General features: G+C 66.3%; 18 protein-coding genes. 9 read left to right on the top strand and 9 right to left on the bottom strand.

Annotated features, from left to right (window positions below; all coding sequences use genetic code 11):
- The coding region (locus H5T60_01820) for a hypothetical protein (GenBank protein MBC7241167.1) at nucleotides 1–736 on the bottom strand (736 nt) is incomplete at its 3' end.
- 267 nt (nucleotides 737–1,003) lie between these two features.
- Here H5T60_01820 and H5T60_01815 point away from each other — a divergent pair.
- Nucleotides 1,004–1,903, top strand: coding sequence for a LysR family transcriptional regulator (locus H5T60_01815; GenBank protein ID MBC7241166.1), 900 nt, complete (start codon nucleotides 1,004–1,006; stop codon nucleotides 1,901–1,903).
- On the opposite strand, the gene H5T60_01810 is transcribed toward H5T60_01815, so the two are convergent.
- Nucleotides 1,882–2,508, bottom strand: a complete 627-nt coding sequence (locus H5T60_01810; GenBank protein MBC7241165.1) for a TetR/AcrR family transcriptional regulator — start codon at nucleotides 2,506–2,508, stop codon at nucleotides 1,882–1,884. The genes H5T60_01815 and H5T60_01810 overlap by 22 nt on opposite strands.
- 218 nt (nucleotides 2,509–2,726) lie before the next feature.
- On the opposite strand from H5T60_01810, the gene H5T60_01805 reads away from it, so the two are divergent.
- Nucleotides 2,727–3,047 carry a zinc-ribbon domain containing protein gene (locus H5T60_01805; GenBank protein MBC7241164.1) on the top strand — a complete coding sequence of 107 codons (321 nt, stop codon included), beginning with the start codon at nucleotides 2,727–2,729 and terminating at the stop codon, nucleotides 3,045–3,047.
- Between the two features lie 57 nt (nucleotides 3,048–3,104).
- On the opposite strand, the gene H5T60_01800 is transcribed toward H5T60_01805, so the two are convergent.
- Nucleotides 3,105–3,854 (bottom strand): FadR family transcriptional regulator, encoded by a 750-nt coding sequence (locus H5T60_01800; GenBank protein MBC7241163.1) that lies wholly within the window; start codon nucleotides 3,852–3,854, stop codon nucleotides 3,105–3,107.
- Between the two features lie 268 nt (nucleotides 3,855–4,122).
- Between H5T60_01800 and H5T60_01795 the strand changes: the two genes are divergently transcribed.
- Nucleotides 4,123–4,761: a corrinoid protein gene (locus H5T60_01795; GenBank protein ID MBC7241162.1), complete on the top strand. Its 639-nt coding sequence runs from the start codon at nucleotides 4,123–4,125 to the stop codon at nucleotides 4,759–4,761.
- A 65-nt stretch (nucleotides 4,762–4,826) separates the two neighbouring features.
- Here H5T60_01795 and H5T60_01790 read toward each other — a convergent pair whose 3' ends face one another.
- The 4 genes from H5T60_01790 to H5T60_01775 all read right to left on the bottom strand — a co-directional run bounded on the left by H5T60_01790 (nucleotide 4,827) and on the right by H5T60_01775 (nucleotide 10,087).
- On the bottom strand, nucleotides 4,827–5,708 hold the full coding sequence (locus tag H5T60_01790; protein MBC7241161.1) for a DMT family transporter: 882 nt from the start codon (nucleotides 5,706–5,708) through the stop codon (nucleotides 4,827–4,829).
- A 79-nt stretch (nucleotides 5,709–5,787) separates the two neighbouring features.
- Nucleotides 5,788–6,579: an SDR family oxidoreductase gene (locus H5T60_01785; protein MBC7241160.1), complete on the bottom strand. Its 792-nt coding sequence runs from the start codon at nucleotides 6,577–6,579 to the stop codon at nucleotides 5,788–5,790.
- Between the two features lie 15 nt (nucleotides 6,580–6,594).
- Nucleotides 6,595–8,193, bottom strand: a complete 1,599-nt coding sequence (locus tag H5T60_01780) for a D-aminoacylase (GenBank protein ID MBC7241159.1) — start codon at nucleotides 8,191–8,193, stop codon at nucleotides 6,595–6,597.
- A 28-nt stretch (nucleotides 8,194–8,221) separates the two neighbouring features.
- Nucleotides 8,222–10,087 carry an aldehyde ferredoxin oxidoreductase family protein gene (locus H5T60_01775; protein MBC7241158.1) on the bottom strand — a complete coding sequence of 622 codons (1,866 nt, stop codon included), beginning with the start codon at nucleotides 10,085–10,087 and terminating at the stop codon, nucleotides 8,222–8,224.
- Nucleotides 10,088–10,395: 308 nt separating this feature from the next.
- Here H5T60_01775 and H5T60_01770 point away from each other — a divergent pair, with 308 nt between their 5' ends.
- The 4 genes from H5T60_01770 to H5T60_01755 are packed head-to-tail and all read left to right on the top strand — an operon-like array spanning nucleotide 10,396 to nucleotide 15,438.
- Nucleotides 10,396–11,466, top strand: a complete 1,071-nt coding sequence (locus tag H5T60_01770) for a flippase-like domain-containing protein (protein MBC7241157.1) — start codon at nucleotides 10,396–10,398, stop codon at nucleotides 11,464–11,466.
- Entirely contained in the window at nucleotides 11,463–13,259 is a 1,797-nt protein-coding gene (locus H5T60_01765) for a hypothetical protein (protein ID MBC7241156.1), read from the top strand. Before H5T60_01770 ends, H5T60_01765 begins: the two co-directional genes overlap by 4 nt.
- Nucleotides 13,260–13,285: 26 nt before the next feature.
- A complete protein-coding gene (locus tag H5T60_01760; GenBank protein MBC7241155.1) occupies nucleotides 13,286–13,924 on the top strand; it encodes a DUF11 domain-containing protein in 639 nt (212 codons plus the stop codon).
- Nucleotides 13,921–15,438 carry a DUF2723 domain-containing protein gene (locus tag H5T60_01755; protein ID MBC7241154.1) on the top strand — a complete coding sequence of 506 codons (1,518 nt, stop codon included), beginning with the start codon at nucleotides 13,921–13,923 and terminating at the stop codon, nucleotides 15,436–15,438. Before H5T60_01760 ends, H5T60_01755 begins: the two co-directional genes overlap by 4 nt.
- Before the next feature lie 13 nt (nucleotides 15,439–15,451).
- Here the strand turns inward: H5T60_01755 and H5T60_01750 are convergent, their stop codons facing one another.
- Both H5T60_01750 and H5T60_01745 read right to left on the bottom strand, forming a co-directional pair.
- On the bottom strand, nucleotides 15,452–16,000 hold the full coding sequence (locus H5T60_01750; protein MBC7241153.1) for a hypothetical protein: 549 nt from the start codon (nucleotides 15,998–16,000) through the stop codon (nucleotides 15,452–15,454).
- A gap of 24 nt (nucleotides 16,001–16,024) precedes the next feature.
- Nucleotides 16,025–16,723, bottom strand: a complete 699-nt coding sequence (locus H5T60_01745) for a hypothetical protein (protein MBC7241152.1) — start codon at nucleotides 16,721–16,723, stop codon at nucleotides 16,025–16,027.
- 212 nt (nucleotides 16,724–16,935) lie between these two features.
- On the opposite strand from H5T60_01745, the gene H5T60_01740 reads away from it, so the two are divergent.
- A complete protein-coding gene (locus tag H5T60_01740) occupies nucleotides 16,936–17,610 on the top strand; it encodes a haloacid dehalogenase (protein MBC7241151.1) in 675 nt (224 codons plus the stop codon).
- Nucleotides 17,607–17,858, top strand: a complete 252-nt coding sequence (locus H5T60_01735) for a hypothetical protein (protein ID MBC7241150.1) — start codon at nucleotides 17,607–17,609, stop codon at nucleotides 17,856–17,858. Before H5T60_01740 ends, H5T60_01735 begins: the two co-directional genes overlap by 4 nt.
- The last annotated feature ends 36 nt before the right edge of the window (nucleotides 17,859–17,894 follow it).

Genomic DNA, 17,894 nt, shown 5'->3' with positions numbered 1-17,894 from the left:
CATCCGCGGGGGCAGGCGGCTCTGTGCCCCTTTCGTGCCATGCCTCGGCCAGGGCGCGCCGCTCCAGCGTGTAATCGTTGAAGAGGAAGCCGTTCTCGCGCAGGAACTCCTCCCAGCCTGCCCCGGGATGCTCCTGTTGGAAGTCCTCGTAGCTCAGGCGCAGGGTGGCGGTCAGGCGCGGCAGGTCGGCCGGCGAAAAGCTTCGGAACAGCGTGGAAGGATACCACCGCTCGCCCACCGGCAGGAGACGCACCGCCAGCAGGTCCCCCGGGGCGAGCGAGCCGGCGCTGGGCTCATCATCCACGGCGTACACCTGGCCGGTCATGACGCGCAGTACGTGATAGCGCCGGCCGTCCTCAACGCGCTGGACCTCGTACAGGTCAATACACTGCTGACGCCAGGCCTCCAGGAGCTGGCGCTGGAGGGCCGGCAGGCGCGGCCCCTCCGCCTCGGCGAACAGGTCAATGATGCGCTTGCCCGATTCGCTCTCCCGATAGTCATAGACGAACCACTCAAAGGTGAGCAGGAATTCCTCCGAATCGGGGTCTATATGCTCCAGGTCAATGGGGAGGTCCTCTTCGTCCTCGGCGCTCCAGTAAATGAGGAAAGCGCGCAGAAACTCCTCTTCGAAGCGGGCCTGGCTGGCGAAGCGGGAGAGCGCCTCGCGCAGGGCGGCATCGGCGGCCACCCACTGGGCTCGGGTGATGACCTGTTTGGGGGCGGGCTGGGGGGTCATCGCGACTGCTCCTTTCCACGCTGTCGGCGGAATCTACATCCGCCGGCCATAGTGTACATGCCAACGGCCGGCTCGTCAACTTTGGGTGAAACAGGTGTACCGGCCTTCGCTCATAGGAGCGAGGCCTGGAACGCGCCGCCCAACGCCGGCGAAGGGGAATAACGCCCGACGAATGGCCGCCCCGGGGCCAGGTTGACGAAGGGCTGGGCTTGTGGTAGCCTTGAGCCAGGTAGCGAGGCCCCGGAGGATGGGAGAGAGGAGAAGAGGGTGAACATCAAGGCATTACAGACCTTTCTGACGGTGCTGGAGGCCGGCACCCTTTCCGCCGCGGCCCATAAACTCGACATCAGCCAGCCGGCCATCTCCAAGCAGTTGAAAGCGCTGGAGAACGAGCTGGGAGTCCAACTGCTGGTGCGCGGCCGGCGCGGGGTCATCGAGCTGACGCCGGCCGGCCAGCTCCTGCGCGAGTACGCCGAAAATGTCCTGCGGCAGTATCAGTCTCTGCTGGCAACCCTCACCGCATTGAAGGAGCAGAGCGCCGGCATCCTGCGCATCGCCGCCAGCACCACCCCCGGCCACTTCTTCCTCCCCAAATGGCTCTCGGCCTTCCAACAGCGCCATGCGGACATTCAGACGCATCTCTTCATCACCAACAGCGCCGGCGTCCTGGAACGTTTGCACGCCGGCCAGGCAGACCTGGGGTTCATCGGACGTCAGGTCACGGACCCGGAACTGGTGTGCACCCCAGTGGTGGAGGATGAGATCGTGCTGGCGGTGCCGGCAGGGCATCCCTTTGCCTCCCGGCAGGTGATTTCCCGGGAGGAACTGCTGTCCGAGCGCCTGATCTTGCGCGAGCCGGGCTCCGCCACCCGGCAGTTTGTGGAGGGACAGCTCTCCCCCGAGGAGAGAGAGCGCCTGACGCAGGCCGCAGTGCTGGAGCTGGGGAGCACTCATGCGGTGTTGGCCGCAGTGGTGGCCGGCGCCGGCATCGGCTTTCTCTCGCGGTTGGCCCTGGACGAGCGCGGCCGGCCGGATGTGGTAGCGGTGCGCGTGCAGGGCATTGACGGCCGGCGGCATCTCTACCTGGTCTATCCGCAGAAGCGGGCCCAGTGGCCGCCCCTGCGCGCCTTTGTGGACTTCATCCTTCAGGCTGGCGGGCCGGCCTGATCCTGTTCGCCCCCTTTCCACCCCCAACTGGCCATTAACATCCGCACCGCTTCCTGGGTCAATGTCTCCCAGTCCTCCTTATTCGGCTCCAACAGCCCCTGCAGGATCAGCCCTACCGCCAGGGAGATGAGCATCTGAGCGGCAAACTCCGGTTGGACGTGCTGGAAATCGCCGGCGGAGATGCCGGCGCGGATCAGGTCAGAGAAAAAGGCGCGGTAGCGCTGAAAATGGGAAATGGTGGCGTGCCAGACCTCCGGCTCGCGGATCGCCTTGCTCCAGAACTCCAGGAAGATGGGCAGCCGGCCCTCGGCGACGCGGAATATCACTGGGATCATGCCGGCCATATGCAGGATGGCGGCCGGGGCGCTTCCCGCCTGCGCCTGGATCTGCTGGAGCTGGGCATCCAGGCCCTCCAGCCATCGGGAAAGGAGTGCCTCGAAAACGGCCGCCTTGCTGGGGAAATGGTGGTAGAAGGCGCCTTTGCTGACGCCGGCGCGCTCGCAAATTTCCGCCACCCCGGTGGCGTCGTACCCATAGCGCGCGAAGCACAGCTCCGCCTCGCGCAGGATGCGCTCATATGTCTCTTCGCCGCGATGTGTGGCCATGATGCCTCCTTATGCCGGCGCGTCGGCCGTTTGCGCTGTGCCCATAGTATAACACGAGGGCATCAAAAAGGATAGCCGGGACATCGTCCCAGCGCCTGGCCCCGCACTCCTTTAACCTTTCTTTCACCTTCCTTTTACCCCGCTTCCACCAGCGGGTAATACACTCAGGGTAAATGTGATTCGCTCTGGCAACATGCTCTTGGGGAGGGGAGATCCGCATGCGCATCGTCTTTCTCGACAAAACGCTGGTGTGCGAGGACTGCGGCAAGGAGTTCATCTGGCCAGCCGGCGAACAGGAATTTTTCGCCGTGATGGGTTTCGACAACATCCCCAAACGCTGTCCCGAGTGCCGCAAACAGCGGCGCTACCGGCACCGCCGTCCCCCGGTGATGTATGAGACCACCTGCGCCCAATGCGGCGAGGTCACCGTGGTGCCGTTCGTGCCCACCCAGGGCCGGCCGGTCTACTGCCGTTCCTGCCTGGAGATGATGAAAGAGGGCCCGCAGGGCGGAGAGGATCGTCCGAGCGCGGCGGCATAGGGCCGGCGGTATTCGCCCCTCGATTTGCCCGCGTGCTCTCACCGCGCCCGGCGCCGGCTACTCGTTCAGCGTAGCGCTGAGCGCCAGCAAGTGCTGGCGCATGGTGGATTCCGCCAGCTCCGCATCGCCGCGTTCAATGGCATCATACAGCGCCTCATAGTGCTTGAGGAAAAAGCTGGCGTTGCGGGGCGAGAGATAAATCTGCCGCATCATCCTTTGCCAGGTGGGGGATTGCACTGCCTGGGCGATGGCCTCACCGAACTGCGCCAGCACCGGGTTCTTGCTGGCGCGGGCGATGATGGCATGCAGGCTGACGTTGAAGTTTTCCGGCGGGAGATGGGGGCGCGTGGAACAGTTCTGGAAGCGCGCCGGCAGTCCCGCGGCCACCCGCTCGATATCCACCATGGCCAGCTCCGGCGAACAGCGCATCTCGTTGAGGTCTTCCTCGGTGCGCCGCAGTGCCGCCAGGCGTGCGCACATCGGCTCATAGGCCAGGCGCGCTTCCAGGATGTCTTCGGCGCTGGCCCATCCCAGCTCGATGGTCTGACGGGCAGCGCGCGTTTCCTGCGGGGGCGGCGGTTCTTTGACGAAACAGCCGGCGCCCGGCCGTGATTCCACCAGCCCCAGGATTTCCAGCGCCGCCAGGGCTTCCCGCACCGAGGGCCGGCTCACCTTCAGCGCCTCCGCTAGCTCCTGGGTCGTGGGGAGCTGGTCGCCCGGGCGCAGTTCCCCGCTCTCAATAAGCGAGCGGATCTGCTCCACTACCCGCATATACACCTTTTTGGTTTCCACTGGCCGTAAAGGCATGCTGGGCCTCTCCCTTTGATGCACGCCGGCGCCGCCGCACCTTCAGTATAAAGCCTCTCTGCAGAAAGTCAAGTTTACTGTATAGCAGACCAGCATGGCTTGACAAAATCGTCGAAATCGGGTATATTGGGCGTGTACATCGGCGGAGCACCGCCGGCTCCGGCATCCTGCAGGGCATTCGCGCTGAGCGCCACCGCCATGGCGGCCCAGCGTGGGAATATGCAGTCGTATACCACCAAATCACCACACAGGGAAAGGAGTAGGAACGATGGATCTGCTCAAAGACATGGCCGAAGCCCTCTACAAAGGTGACGCCGCCAAGGTTACCGCTCTCGTCAAGCAGGCCCTGGATGCCGGCATGAGCGCGGGCGAGATCCTCAACAACGGCCTCATCGAGGGCATGAACGTCGTCGGCAGGGACTTCCGCGACGGCATCCTGTTCGTCCCCGAAGTGCTCATCGCCGCTCGCGCCATGCAGGCCGGCATGGACCTCCTCAAGCCCCTCCTGACGGAAAGCGATGTCCAGCCCATGGGCACCATGGTCATCGGCACCGTCAAGGGCGACCTGCATGACATCGGAAAGAACCTGGTCGCCATGATGATGGAAGGCGCCGGCTTCCAGGTGGTCAACCTGGGCACCGATGTGCCGGCGGAGAAATTCGTCGAGGCCGCCAAGAAGCACAACGCCGAGCTGGTCGGCATGTCCGCCCTGCTCACCACCACCATGGTGCACATGAAGGACGTCATCGAGGCCTTCCAGGAAGCCGGCCTCCGCGATAAGGTCAAGATCATGGTCGGCGGCGCCCCGGTCACCCAGAAGTTCGCCGAAGAGATCGGCGCCGACGGCTACGCGCCCAACGCCTCCGCCGCGGTCGACAAGGCCAAGGAACTGTTGGGCAAGAAGTAATCCCCGCTTCACTCGAAATATGGCCCGGCCTGTGCGCCGGGCTTTTTTGTCCCCTGCGCCGGCCGCTACCCCAGGATCACGCACCACACCCCGACCATGATGAGCAGGGTGCCGGCGATCACCCGCCGATTGACCCGCTCCCCCAGGAAGGCCACCGACATGGGCGTGGAGAAAAGGGGAGAAGCGGCCATGAGCACGGCGGTAACGGTGGCGCCGGCGTCGCGCAGTCCCCAGAAATACAGGATGGAGCCGATGCCGCTCCCGCTCAGCCCGCCGGCGATGAGCTGGAGCCACTCGCGGAAGGTCAGCTTTTCCAATTGGCGGAAGCCGGCCGGCTTGGGCATCACGCTCAAGAACATGATGGCGGTCAGCGTCTGGCGCAGGAAATGGGCCGGCACCGCGCTGATGCGGTGCGAGGCCGGCGTGAGCACTACGGAGCCGGCGGACCAGAACATCGCCGCGGCGATGGCAGCCAGCACCCCCAGCAGGTCTTCCCGGTTCGGGGAAACCAGCCGCACCGGCCAGCGCAAGGAGAGCATATAGACGCCGGCCAGGATCAGCCCACCACCCACGCCGGTCGCCAGGGAAATGCGTTCGCCCAGAAAGAGCGAGGCCAGCAGACAGGTGAACAGGGGATAAATCATGCTGAGGGGCATGGCACGCGCCACGCCGATGCGCTTGGTGGCGATAAAGAAGCTGGTGTCGCCGGCGCCCAGTGTGACGACCACCGAGGCGACGATGCGCGTCAATGTCTCCGCATCCAGGTGCCGCAGTTCGTCCCAGTTCCCGCCGGCGAACAGCAGGGCCAGGAGAAAACTGGAAGCCGACAGGGCGCGCACGGTGCCGATGGCCAGGATGTGCACCTTGCGGTTGATGTTGGTCAGCAGAACGCCGGTCAGCGCCCAGGTCAGCGCCGCCCCCAGCGCGCTCAATTCCCCTACCGGCACGACGCGAAGGCCTCCTGCAGTACAGGGGTGACATCGTCCGATTGTAGCGCAGGAGGCCCAAAACGCAAAGCCGGCGGGACTACCAGAGCGTCCAGCCCCCGTCCACTTGCAGGACCTGGCCGATGACGTGCTCCGAGGCGTCGGAAGCCAGGTAGACCACCGCGCCTTTCAGGTCAGTCTCGTTGCCGCTCCGGCCGTCGGGCGTCAGCAGGGAATATCTGCGCTCCCAGTCCTCAGGGTAGGTGCCCGGCCGCCAGAAACCGCCCGGGCTGATGGCGTTGACCCGCACGCCCCGCCGTGCCCAGGCAGTGGCCAGGTAGCGCGTCATCTGGATGACGCCGGCCTTGGCAACCCCATATGGCAGGGGATTGCGCTGTTCCGGCGAGGGATAAAGCAGTTCCATCGGGGGCACGACGATGCCGTACTTAGAGGCGATGTTGATGATACAGCCTTTGCCCTGCGCCAGCATCTGCTTGCCGATGACCTGGTTCAGGTACCACACCGCGCTCAAATTGTAATGGATACTGCGCTCCCACTCCTCCACGCTCAGCTCTTCCGGCGTGCCGGGCACGCCGATGGCCATGGAGCAGACCAGGATGTCAATCTTGCCGAATTCGGCCAGCACCGCGTCGCGCAGATGCTCCACCGAGGCGTAGTCGCCGGCATCCACCCCGACGGCGATGGCGCGGGCAAAGCGCCGGCTCAGCTCGTCCGCTTTCTCCTGGCACTTGCGCACATCGCGCGAGGCAATGACGAGATTGGCGCCGGCCTCCGCCAGGGCGGTGGCCATCTGATAGCCCAGCAGGCCGGCGCCTCCCACCACGATCGCCACCCGCCCCGTGAGGTCAAACAGCTCCTGAACCGTCCGCATCGCATCATCCTCCCTTTAATTTCGGCGCAGAACTCGGCCCGGTAGCGCGCCGGTATGCTCGCCGGCATAGATTACCCACTGCCCGTTGACCATGACATAGGGGATGCCCTCCGGATACTGGTGGGGCTGTTCGAAGGTGGCCCGATCGCGCACCGTCTCCATATCGAACAGCACCAGGTCGGCGGCGTATCCAGGCCGGATGAGGCCCCGATCCGCCAGCCCAAGGCGTTCCGCCGGCCGGCCGCTCATCTTCGCCACCGCCTCCTCCACCGACAGCAGGCCCCGCTCCCGCACATAGCGTCCCAGCACCCGCGGGAAGGCGCCGTAATAGCGGGGATGCACCTTCACATGGGAAAGCGGCCCATCGGCGGAGATGGCACAACCATCCGACCCCACCAGCCCCAGCGGATGCCTCAGGAAGAACTGCATATCCTCTTCGGTGCGGTTGAACATCACGGCCGAGACGCCGTCCTTCGTCTCGTCAATCAGACACAGGAGGGCCTCCTTTGGCTCCACGCCCCAGGCGTCAGCCAACTCCTGGATGGAACGGCCGGCCCAGGCGGGATCTCCTTTCGAACCCGGGGAGGCGACGATGATCTGGTCCCACTTCCAGGGCAGGCCCTGGAACCAGCCCTGTTCCAGCTCGGCCAGGACGCGAGCGCGCGTCGGGAGATGGCGCAGGCGCGCCAGCATGGCCTCTGTGCCGCCTTCCTGCACCCAGAGCGGCAGGAACTGGCTCAAGGCAGAGCCGGCGGCGATATAGGGATACACGTCGTAGGCCACATCCACGCCGACAGCACAGGCCCGCTCCAGGATGCCGGCCAGCTCCGCCGCCTGGCCCCAATAGCGCGGGTCGAGAATGACCAGGTGGGCGATCTGCACGCGGATGCCGGCCCGCCGGCCGACCTCCACCGCTTCCTCAGCGCCTCTGAAATGCCAGCCGGCCCAAAAGCGCCCATGGGTGTCGTAGATGCCGCCGTACGCGGCGACCACTTTGGCCAGCTCCACCACCTCATCGGTGCCGGCAAAACAGCCCGGGGACAGGGTCAGCCCGGTGGAAAGGCCGAAGGCGCCCTGCTCCATAGCCTCCGCCACCAGCCGGCGCATGACAGCCAGCTCGTCTGGCGTGGGCGGGCGGTTCTCGTAGCCCATGGCCGCGGCTCGCACCACGCCGTGTCCCACCAGCGGGGCGACGTTGAGGGCAATGCCTTGGCGTTCCAGGCAGTCGGCATAGCCGGCCAAATCGTGCCAGTCCACCTCCTCGACCACCGCGGTATAGGCGCCCTCCATGGTGGAACGCGGGATGGTAGGGTAATGGCCGGCCAGCGGAAAGGGAGAGAGGCCGCACTGGCCGATAAGCTCCGTGGTGACGCCCTGGCGCACCTTGCTCTGGCCGCGCGGGTCCTGAAGGAGGGAAAGGTCGGAGTGCGAATGCATGTCAATGAAACCCGGGGCCAGGTAGTAGCGCTCAGCATCCAGGGTCTGTTCGGCCGGCGCGTCCCCCAGGTTGCCCACTGCCTCGATGCGGCCGGCGCGGATGCCGACATCGCCGCGAAACGCCGGCCGGCCGCTCCCATCCACAATGCGGGCCTGACGAATAAGGATATCGAACACAGCACGCTCCTGTTGCCCGGCCGACAGCCTACCTGTGCCACAAATCATCGGCGATGTCGTGCAGGCCCAGCCGGCGCAGGGTCTCCTCAGTGGGGATGGCGGCATCCAGCGTCCAGCCCATCTCGCGCAAATGCTCCTCGATCATAGCTTCGGCTTCGACTGTGACGCCGGCGGTGGGGCCGTCGGGGAGCGGCGGCCGGCCCAGGATGCGGTCCGGGAGCGGCCTCTGGAGCGGGTTGATGCCCTCCCGCACGTTGAAGGCCTGGCGCACGTTGGCGATGCGCTCGCCCACCGTCAGCACATCCTCCAGGGTGTACGTATGCCCGGTGACAGCGGTCAGAAAATCGGGCATGAAGCTCACCGAGGTGGAGAGATATCCGAACAGACACAGCCCGCTGGCGTTGACCACGTGGCAGAGACAGCTCGCCTCCTTTACCCACTTGCCGCGGCCTTTCTGCTGGGTGCGTTGATCGCCGTAGGCCGGCCGCTGGGTGGAGAAGCCGGCCGCGACGGAGTACTGGGAGGCCTGGGTATGGCGGCCAGGGGTGGCGTCCATCTGGTAGATGACCGCCATGGCCGGCTCACAGCGGGGGTCATGCGCCGGCACTTCCTGCCCGCCAACATGCATGGCCAGCGGCCGGGCCGCCGGCCCAATGCGCTCCGCCGCCCGCATGACGCCGTCCGCCAGCAGGTCACCGATGCCCTCGCGCCGGGCGATCATCTCCGTCAGGCGCACCGCCGCCCGCCGGTCCCCCCAGCGCAGTTCCAGGCCGCTGGTATCCTGCGCCGTGATCAGGCCGTGTTCGAAGCAGTCAAAGGCGAAGGCCACCGCCGCGCCGGTCGAGATGGTGTCCAGGCCGGCGCGGTTGCAGATATCGTTGACTTTCGCCAACGTGACGTGGTCGTCAATGAGCAGATTACTGCCGAACATGGACTCCGTCTCATATTCCGGCTGATGCGCCCAGAACCGTTCGCCCTCCCATTCCATTTCCACGGTGCCCCAGCAGGCGATGGGACAGTGCCAGCAGTTGTCGCGGCTCTTGCGGTACTTGACCAGCTCCTCGAAGCGCAAGGGGGCGGAACCGCGCGGCATATGGATGGTGCTGATGGCCCAATTGCGGGTGGGCGAATCCCCCAGCTCGATGCACAGTGCGGTGGCGCCGGGAGTGCCAGTGGTGCGGTAGAAGTCGGAGAAGCCGACGCCGGCATTGATCTCCCCTACATATTTTTTGCGCGCCGCCTGCACGGCCTCTGGAGCGGCGACGGGCACATCTCCTTCCAGGAAGGCGACCACCGCCTTGACCCGTTTGGCGCCCATGGCGGCCCCCAGGCCGGAGCGGCCGGCGGCACGGCCCTTCAGGGTGATGACGCCGGCGATAAGGGACTGTTTCTCGCCGGCCGGCCCGATGCAGGCCGCTTCCGCCTTCGGCCCGAACTCCGCCTTGACCCAGTCCTCGATCTGATAGGTGTCCATGCCCCACAAATGGGAGGCATCGCGCAGTTCTGCCCGCCCATCTCGCAGGAAGAGATAGACCGGTTTCTCGGCCTGGCCGGTGAAGAAGATCATATCGAAGCCGGACTGCTTCATGGCCACGCCGAAATTGCCGGAGCCGTTGGCGTCGCCCCAGGTGCCGGTGAGCGGCGATTTGCCGAAGACGCCCCAGCGGGTGCCGGTGGGCGCCGGCGTGCCGGTCAGCGGCCCGGTGGAGAAGCCGAAGATGCTCGCAGGCGAGAGCGGGTCAATGCCCGCCGGCTGGCGGCTGTACAGGACGCGCGCTGCCACTCCATATCCGCCTACAAAATCCCGCAGGAGTGCTTCATCCGGAACCTCTACTTCCAGTTTGCCCGTGGTCAGGTCCACCCAAAGGAACCGGCCGGCGTATCCTCCCAACATCTCTGCACCTCCTGGAAAGAGAATAAGCTTGCGAGGGGGAATGGGCTGATATGTCTGCTGGTCAGACCGATTTGAGGGCCATTGTAGCATGCTTTGCGCGGACTGTCAACATCGCTTTTCGCAGGCGAATTCCGACCCTCGTTGGGTACTGTACCAGGAAGCCGGGAGATATGCCCTATTCCACACCCCTCGACCGCGATGGTTTGACGCCGGCTCCGCGCCGGCATATAATATCCTTCGGCATGCGGTGAACCCCCAGGGTGGGCCAGGGACATTCGCCGGCCCGGCCGGCACTATCGGTGAGGCCCATGGACAGCGCCCCACATACCGTAGACTCCGTACCACATGTCTCCGCCCGGCCTTCCGGCCTGCGCGCCTCCTGGCGGCGCACCGCCATGCAGGCCGCCGGCCCCCTGCTGGGAGCGGTCCTGCTGGTCGTCAGCGGGTGGGGCACCGATTGGCACACCCTGGGGGAGACCTTCCGACAGGCACATCCCCTCTGGATTGTTCTGACCGTCGCCAGCGTCCTGCTGACCATTTTCTTGAAGGCAGAGCGCTGGCGGGTGCTGTGCGGCAGTCCCCCTATTGGCCGGGGGCCGTTCCTGAACGGTATTGCCATCGGCCAGTTCGCGAACGCCCTGTTCCCCGGCCGCGCCGGCGATCTGGCGCGCTGGGCGGTGCTGGGCCGGCAACCATCTCCCGGCTATGTGGGCGCGCTGGGGAGCGTCATCGCCGAAAAGGCGCTGGACATGCTCATGCTGGTGGCGCTGATGGCCGTGGTACTGCCGCTCTCCCCGCATCTGGGCGGGGTAGACAGCCGGCGCGCGGCGGTCGCCGCCGGCGGTGGCGGCCTGGTCATGTTGATAGGCCTGCTAGCCCTGCGCCAGGCGCGTCTGCGGGGGTGGCTGACCGGCCTGCTCGGCCGGGTGCTGAGGCGCTGGAACGCGGCCTGGCCGGCACGGGTGCAGGAAGGGCTTCGCCGGCTGGCGGACGCCTCTCCGGTGCACTGGCTCCCCTGGCTCCAGAGCCTGCTCATATGGCTGGCGGCCGCCGGCACCAATATGCTGGCCTTCCGCGCCCTGGACATGGCCCTTCCCTGGACAGCGGCGGTGTTACTGCTGGTGGCCCTGCACGCCGGCCGGCTGGTCAACATCACCCCCGGCCAGGTCGGCATCTTTCATTCCATCACCGTCTGGGTTCTGGATGCCTACGGCGTGCCGCGCCAGACGGCCTTCGCCTACAGCCTGCTCCTGCATCTCAGCGTCACCTTGCCGCCCATCCTGTGGGGAGTATGGGCACTGCGGCATGAGAGCCTGCATTGGGGCGAACTCCTTGTGCACACCCTTCAGAGGAACGCCAACCGGGGAGACGAAGCATGAGCGCGTGGAGAGGAACCCCGCGAAAAAGATGGATCACCGCCGGCATGTTGCTCGTCCTGACCGTGCTAGTCGGGGGCGCCGGCGCACGCGCCGATGGCCCGACGACCCTGTACCCTTCCGCCAACGAGCGTTTAGGCGTCGGTGTGGTGGGGGACATCCGGAATTATGACCTTTCCCCACTGCACGCCGGCTGGTACGTCAACTGGGGCACCTCCGCCAACCTGATCAACCCGGAGGGCATGGACTTCGCCCAGATCATCCGCGTGGGCGCCAGCATCCAACCAAGCCTGGCGCAGATCCGCGAGATCGCCGCCAGCAACCCGGGCAGTCTGTGGCTGGTCGGCAACGAGCCGGACTGCATCTGGCAGGACAATGTCTGGCCGGAGACCTATGCGGAACAGTATCACGACATCTATTACGCCCTCAAGGAGGCGGACCCCACCTGTCAGGTGGCCATCGGCGGTGTCGTGCAGGCCACCCCCTTACGCTTGCAGTGGCTGGACCGCGTCTGGAACTGGTACCGGGCGCGCTACGGCGAGACCATGCCGGTGGACGTCTGGAACGTCCATAACTTTATCCTTCAGGAACGCCGAGGGAGCTGGGGGTGCGAGATACCGCCGGGCATCAACGCCACCGCCGGCATGCTCTACGGCATTGACGACCATGACAATATGACCTACTTCCGCCAGCAAATCGAGGCCTTCCGCCGCTGGATGGCGGAAAAGGGCCAGCAGAACAAGCCGCTCATCGTCTCGGAATACGGCATCCTCTTCCACGAAGGGCTGGGGTACGATTACGAGCGGGTGCGGCGCTTCATGCTGGCCACGTTCGACTATTTTATGAACGCGACCGACCCAGAAATCGGATACCCGGAGGACGGCTACCGGCTGGTCCAGCGCTGGGCCTGGTACAGCCTGGATGACCCCAGCTTCGAGCAGGACGAATACACGACCTGGTCAGCGCTTTATGACCCCTTCCCGCCGTATGCCATCCGGCCGCTGGGGGTGGAGTTCGGGAGGTACGCCGGCGCGCTGGTAGTGCCCTATGTGGACCTGGTGCCGGCGCGCTTCCAGCTCGACCGGCCGGCGGCGTTGGTCTATGGGGAGCCGGCATCCTTCACGGCCCATATCACCGTCCAAAACCGCGGCAACACGCCCTCGGCCGGCCCCATTCCCCTTCAGGTGCGCCAGGAGGATGCCAGCGGCGGGAGCGCCATGGTCGCGGCAGGGGCCGTGCCGGCCCTGCCCCGGCGCTATGCCGGCGATGCCGCCATCACCCTGACCTGGCAGAGCGTCATCACCCAACCCCTGCAGTTCATCGCCCAGGTGAATCCCGACGGCGCGGTGCCGGAATGGAATCTCTCCAACAACGCCCTGGCTCATCCGCTGGATGTCTGGGCCGACCTGGCGCTGGAGCGGGTGGGGGCGGGTTCGTCCGGCGTGCCCTTTGCCCCGGGGGAACATATTCCCGTGCAGTGGAAGGCGCCGGTGCGCAACGCCGGCCGGCTGGACATCCGGAATGTGGAGGTCTGCTTCTGGGTGCAGCCTCCCGGGGAAAACGAGATGCCGGCCGGCTGTGTCACCCTGCCCTACCTGGCCGCCGGCCAGACGGCGGTCGCCCAACTCGAATGGACGGTGGACCGCCCAGGCTTGCACCACCTGCGCGCCGTGGTGGACCCGAACGCCGCGGTCAGCGAGCGCTCGGAAGGCAACAATCAGGCCCTCGGCTCTATCCTGGCGGCCCCGCACCGCGTCTTCTGGCCGTTACTGCGCAAAGGCGCTCCCGCGCCATGAGCCGGCGTGCCGGAAAGGAGGTCATGATGAAAGTCATCAGGCGCAGGATGCCCGCTCTGGCATGGTGGGGGTTGGTATGGCTGTTGATCCTTCTGATGGGGGGCCTGGCGCCGGCCTGGGCGCGGCCCGGCCAACAGCCAGGCTATCAGACCGTGCCCACCCTCCCGCCGACCCGCCGGCCGGCAACGCCCACCCCTCCGCCGCCTTCCGCCGGCACTGCCACCCCTTCGCCGGCCCCCACGACGGCGCCGGCCATCCCCAACCTCCAGATACAGTGGCGCGCCAGCGTCACCACGACGGTACCGGGCGGGCAGTTTACCTATGAACTGCGGGTAACCAACATGGGGGTAACGCCGGCGGAGCAATTGGAAGCCCGGGTAGTACTGCCGGCCCAGGTGACGCCGAGGGAAACGCGCCTCTCCGCCGGCCAGTACCAGATAGAGGCAGGCCATACTATCCTCGCCCGGCTGGAGAGCCTGCCGGCCGGCCAGAGCTGGAGCATCATTGCGGTGGTGGTGGTAGACCCCGCCGCGCCGCCTGGCACAGTGCTGGAGGCCTGGGCAGAGGTCAGCCATGCCGGCGCGGTCTGGAAGTCGCCGGCCGCCGCGGTCGCTCTGCCGCCGGCCGAGCTTCCACCGACGGGAGGCAGGCGGCCCGGACGATGAACCGGCGCGGGATCCCCCTGTTGACCGCCGGCGCGGTCTGTCTCATCGCGCTGGTCGTGTACACTGCCACCCTGGCCCCGACCATCACCTGGAGCCATGATGCGGCGGACAGCGGCGAGCTGGTGACCGCCGTGTACACCGGCGGCATCCCGCATCCGCCCGGCTATCCCACCTATCTGCTCTTGGCGGCGCCTTTCGCCCATTTGCCCGGCTGGGAGCCGGCGCGCGGCGTGAACCTCTTCTCCGCCCTGTGCGCGGCCTTGGCCGCCGGCCTGGTGACGCTGGCCGGCTGGCACCTGCTGGATACCAGTCCCCTTCCCGCCCCGCTGCGCGCCATCATTGCCGGCACGGCCGGCCTTTCCTTCGCCTTCGCCCCCACTCCCTGGTCCCAGGCCGTGGTTGCGGAGGTCTATGCCCTACACAGCGCCTTTGCCGCCTTACTGCTGTTGCTCATGACCCGCGAACTGGCCGGTGGGAGCGGAAGGTACATCCCCGCCGCGGCCCTCGCCCTCGGTCTGGGCCTGGGAAATCACCTCTCCCTCGCGCTGATGGCGCCGGCGCTGGTGCTGACGGCCCTCATCTCCTGGCGACACAGCCGGCCGGCGCGCGCTATCCTCTTGGCCTCCGGGCTTTTCCTGCTGGGCCTGTTGGTCTATCTGATCCTGCCCATCCGCGCCGCCGCTGACCCGCCGGTCAACTGGGGGGATCCGAGAACGCCGGAACGCTTCTGGTGGCTGGTCAGCGGCCGGCTATATCAGCGCTTCCTGTTCCGCCTGCCCCTTGACGCCCTGCCCGGCCGGCTCTCCGCCTGGGCGGCGCTCCTGCGCCAGCAGTTCGGGCTGATCGGCGTCGGCCTGGCCCTAGCCGGCATCTGGTTCGGCGGACGTCCGCGCCGGACCTGGAACCTGCTGGCCGGCCTGACCTATGTCCTCTTCGTGGCCTATGCCATGGGGTATGACACCAGCGACTCGTACGTCTACCTGATCCCGTCGTATGCCATTGTCAGCCTGTGGATCGCCCAGGGGCTGGCCGGCATCCTGGAGGCATGTTGGACAGTGGAAGGATTCCGCCGGCGCTGGCCCCTCGCCGCCGGCGCCATCCTCATCCTGCCGCTGATCTCCGCAGTCATCCATTGGCGGGAGGTGGACCTGCATCAGGACCGGCTGGCGCTGGCCTATGCCGAGGAGGCACTGGCCGGCGCGGAAGAGGAAGCCATCATCCTGGCGCACGGGGACGCCCCGACCTTCGCCCTATGGTACGCGCATTACGCCCTGGGCCGGCGGCCGGACATCACTCTCATCACTATATCGTTGTGGCAATACGATTGGTACAGGCAAAACATTGCGCGGCGGGTACCCGGTCTATTCCCACCGGACGATAACCCGCCGCCTGACCTGGATATACTGATCCGGCGCCTGCGCTCCCAGCGACCCCTATATCTGGCCGGCGACTCTTCGGTCCTGCTCGAGTACCACTGGGAGCCGATCGGCCCACTGTTTCAATTGGCGGATTGAGACCTCTCCGCCTTCACTCTTCCTCGTCTTTCGCCGGCCGGCCGTACTGCTCCCACAGCGCGCTCAACCGCTCCACCACGCGCCCGGCGCCCGGCAGATGAGAGGCGCGGATGTACAGCGACCCTTTGGTGCTGTGAAACACCCCCACCAGCGTGGAAGGGCGCGCCACGCGCGAGCCGGTGAAGCGCAGGACCAGGCAGAGCGGGTCCTCGCGGCGGGATGGGTCCTTGCCCGGCCGGCCCAGCTCCACCGCTTTCAACGCCTCCCAGGGGATGTGCACCGGCTTGTCCCCTTCCGTGATGTACAGATACAGCCCACTCGGCCGCGCCTCCAGCAGAGGGGGCGTGAAGAAGATCTGAACCGCGACGAATCCCACCAGCACCAGCCCCAGCAGGATCAGCAGTACCGCGGTGATGGTGGTGAACAGCGAGGGGGTGGCCGGCAGGACAACATGGGTGAACAGCGTGTCCACGCCGGCCGCCACCTGCACTAGCCCGAAGAGCAGTGCCGGCACCATCGGCCAACGCCGGCGATATACCCGATACAAAGGCTCATCCGTCATAGTCCGCTTCCATATGCCTGAGGTTCACTGTGCCGGCGGTTCCCGCGGCGGCGAAGGGGGTTCCGCTGACGCCGGCGGGGCCGCCCTTGGCTGGCGGGCGCTGATGAGCAAGGCCCGAATGACCAGGTACAGCCCCACCAGGATAAGGCCCACGGCCCATACCCAGCTCAACAGGTCGGCGCTGGAGAGGAAGGTCGCCAGGCCCACGATGAACAGGATGAGGGCCGGCCAGATGGCCCAACGGGCATGCTCTCTGCCGAAGAGCAGGGCAACCAGCCCGAAGGTCGCCGCCAACCCGATGAAGAGGATGCCGCCCTTTTCAAAGCCGCCCAGCCTTTCGGGCAGGGCGCTGACGACGGCCACGCTGGTCAGGACGCCGGCGGGGATCACCGCCCACCACAGGGCACGGTTGGTAAGCAAGATCAGCCAGAAGCTCAGCGCCAGCGCGATCAGGAACACCGCGCCGCCGAACTGCCCCAACTGGTCCCCGAAGCCCACCATGATGCCCAGCCCCAACAGCACCATGCCGGGGATGGCCGCCCACCACTGCGAAGCGCGGTTGAAGATGAAAATACTCAGGAAGATGACGGCGCCGGCGAAGAACCCCAGCGTCCAGAACACGTTCTCCGCCCCGACGATGACGCCCAGGTTCTGCAACAGCAACAGCACGCCCACCAGGATGAGCACCGCCGCCCCCACCAGATACCGCGTCGTGCGATTCATGATTGTCTCCCTCCCTGCAGACTTTCGATGCGAACCCAACCGAGCGTTCTCCTATGATACCCCAGATCGCCGGCCGGCGCAACAAATCGAACAGCAGACCATGAATGGTGGGCCATGTTCTATCATCCACCGCGCCAAATTGACACCATCTCCCTTTCGCGATAGACTGGCCTTGCAACGTCAAGCCTATCACCGCCCAAGAGGTTGACCACATGACAGGGATTCCCAATCTGGAAGCCATCAGCGAGCGCATCCGCTCTGCCTTTGAGGTCAAGAACACCGCCCGCGATCAGGCGCTGGCCCGCTCGCGGGAGCTTATCCGCTACTGCGCCATGTCCATCCGCGCCGTCCACCGCCAGGAGTTCGACCTGGCCGGCCAACTGCTGGAACAGGCGCGCCAGGTGGCTGATGCCATGCGCGCTGATCTGGCATCACACCCCGACCTGTATTACGCCGGCTACACCCAGGACGCCCTCAAGGAGTTCGTGGAGGCCAGTGCCACCTTCGCCCTGGTGCAGGATCAGCCCCTGCCGGAGCCGGAGGCCATGCGGGTGGAATACAGCACCTATCTCGCCGGCCTGGCCGAAGCCGTGGGCGAACTGCGCCGGCATGTGGTGGACCGTATCCGCGCCGGCGAACTGGCCCGCGGCGACCGCCTGATGGAAATGATGGATGACATTTACGACGTGCTGGTCACCATGGACTACCCGGACGCCATCACCGCCGGCCTGCGCCGGCTGACCGACGTGGCTCGCGGCATCATCGAGCGCACGCGCGGGGACCTGATGATCGCCGCCCGCCAGGAGAAGCTGGAGGCCGCCCTGGCCGCCTTTGAGGGCCATATCCATGCCATGAACCGACAGGAGGGGGTGGCAGGGGAGGGATGAGCCGGCCGCTTCCCGTCATTAACGCCAGCGAAGTGGGGAGCTTCGCCTACTGCCCCCGGGCATGGTGGCTGCGCCGCGTCGAAGGTTTAGAGCCGGCGGATAGCGAGCCGTTGCGCCAGGGACAAACCCTGCACCGCCGGCACCTGCACGGCGTGCGACGCCTGCGGCTCTGGCAGGGGCTGGCCTACCTGTTGTGGATATTGGCCGGCCTGGCCGGGTTGGCCCTGCTCCTGCAGTGGATGTTGTAGGGGCGGATTCCGATGGGACTGTTGCTGCTCCTGACG

Source organism: Anaerolineae bacterium, from assembly GCA_014360855.1.
Classification (GTDB): Bacteria; Chloroflexota; Anaerolineae; order JACIWP01; family JACIWP01; genus JACIWP01.
The sequence above is the reverse complement of the archived record's forward strand: the minus strand, read 5'-3'. Positions and strand labels throughout refer to the sequence as shown.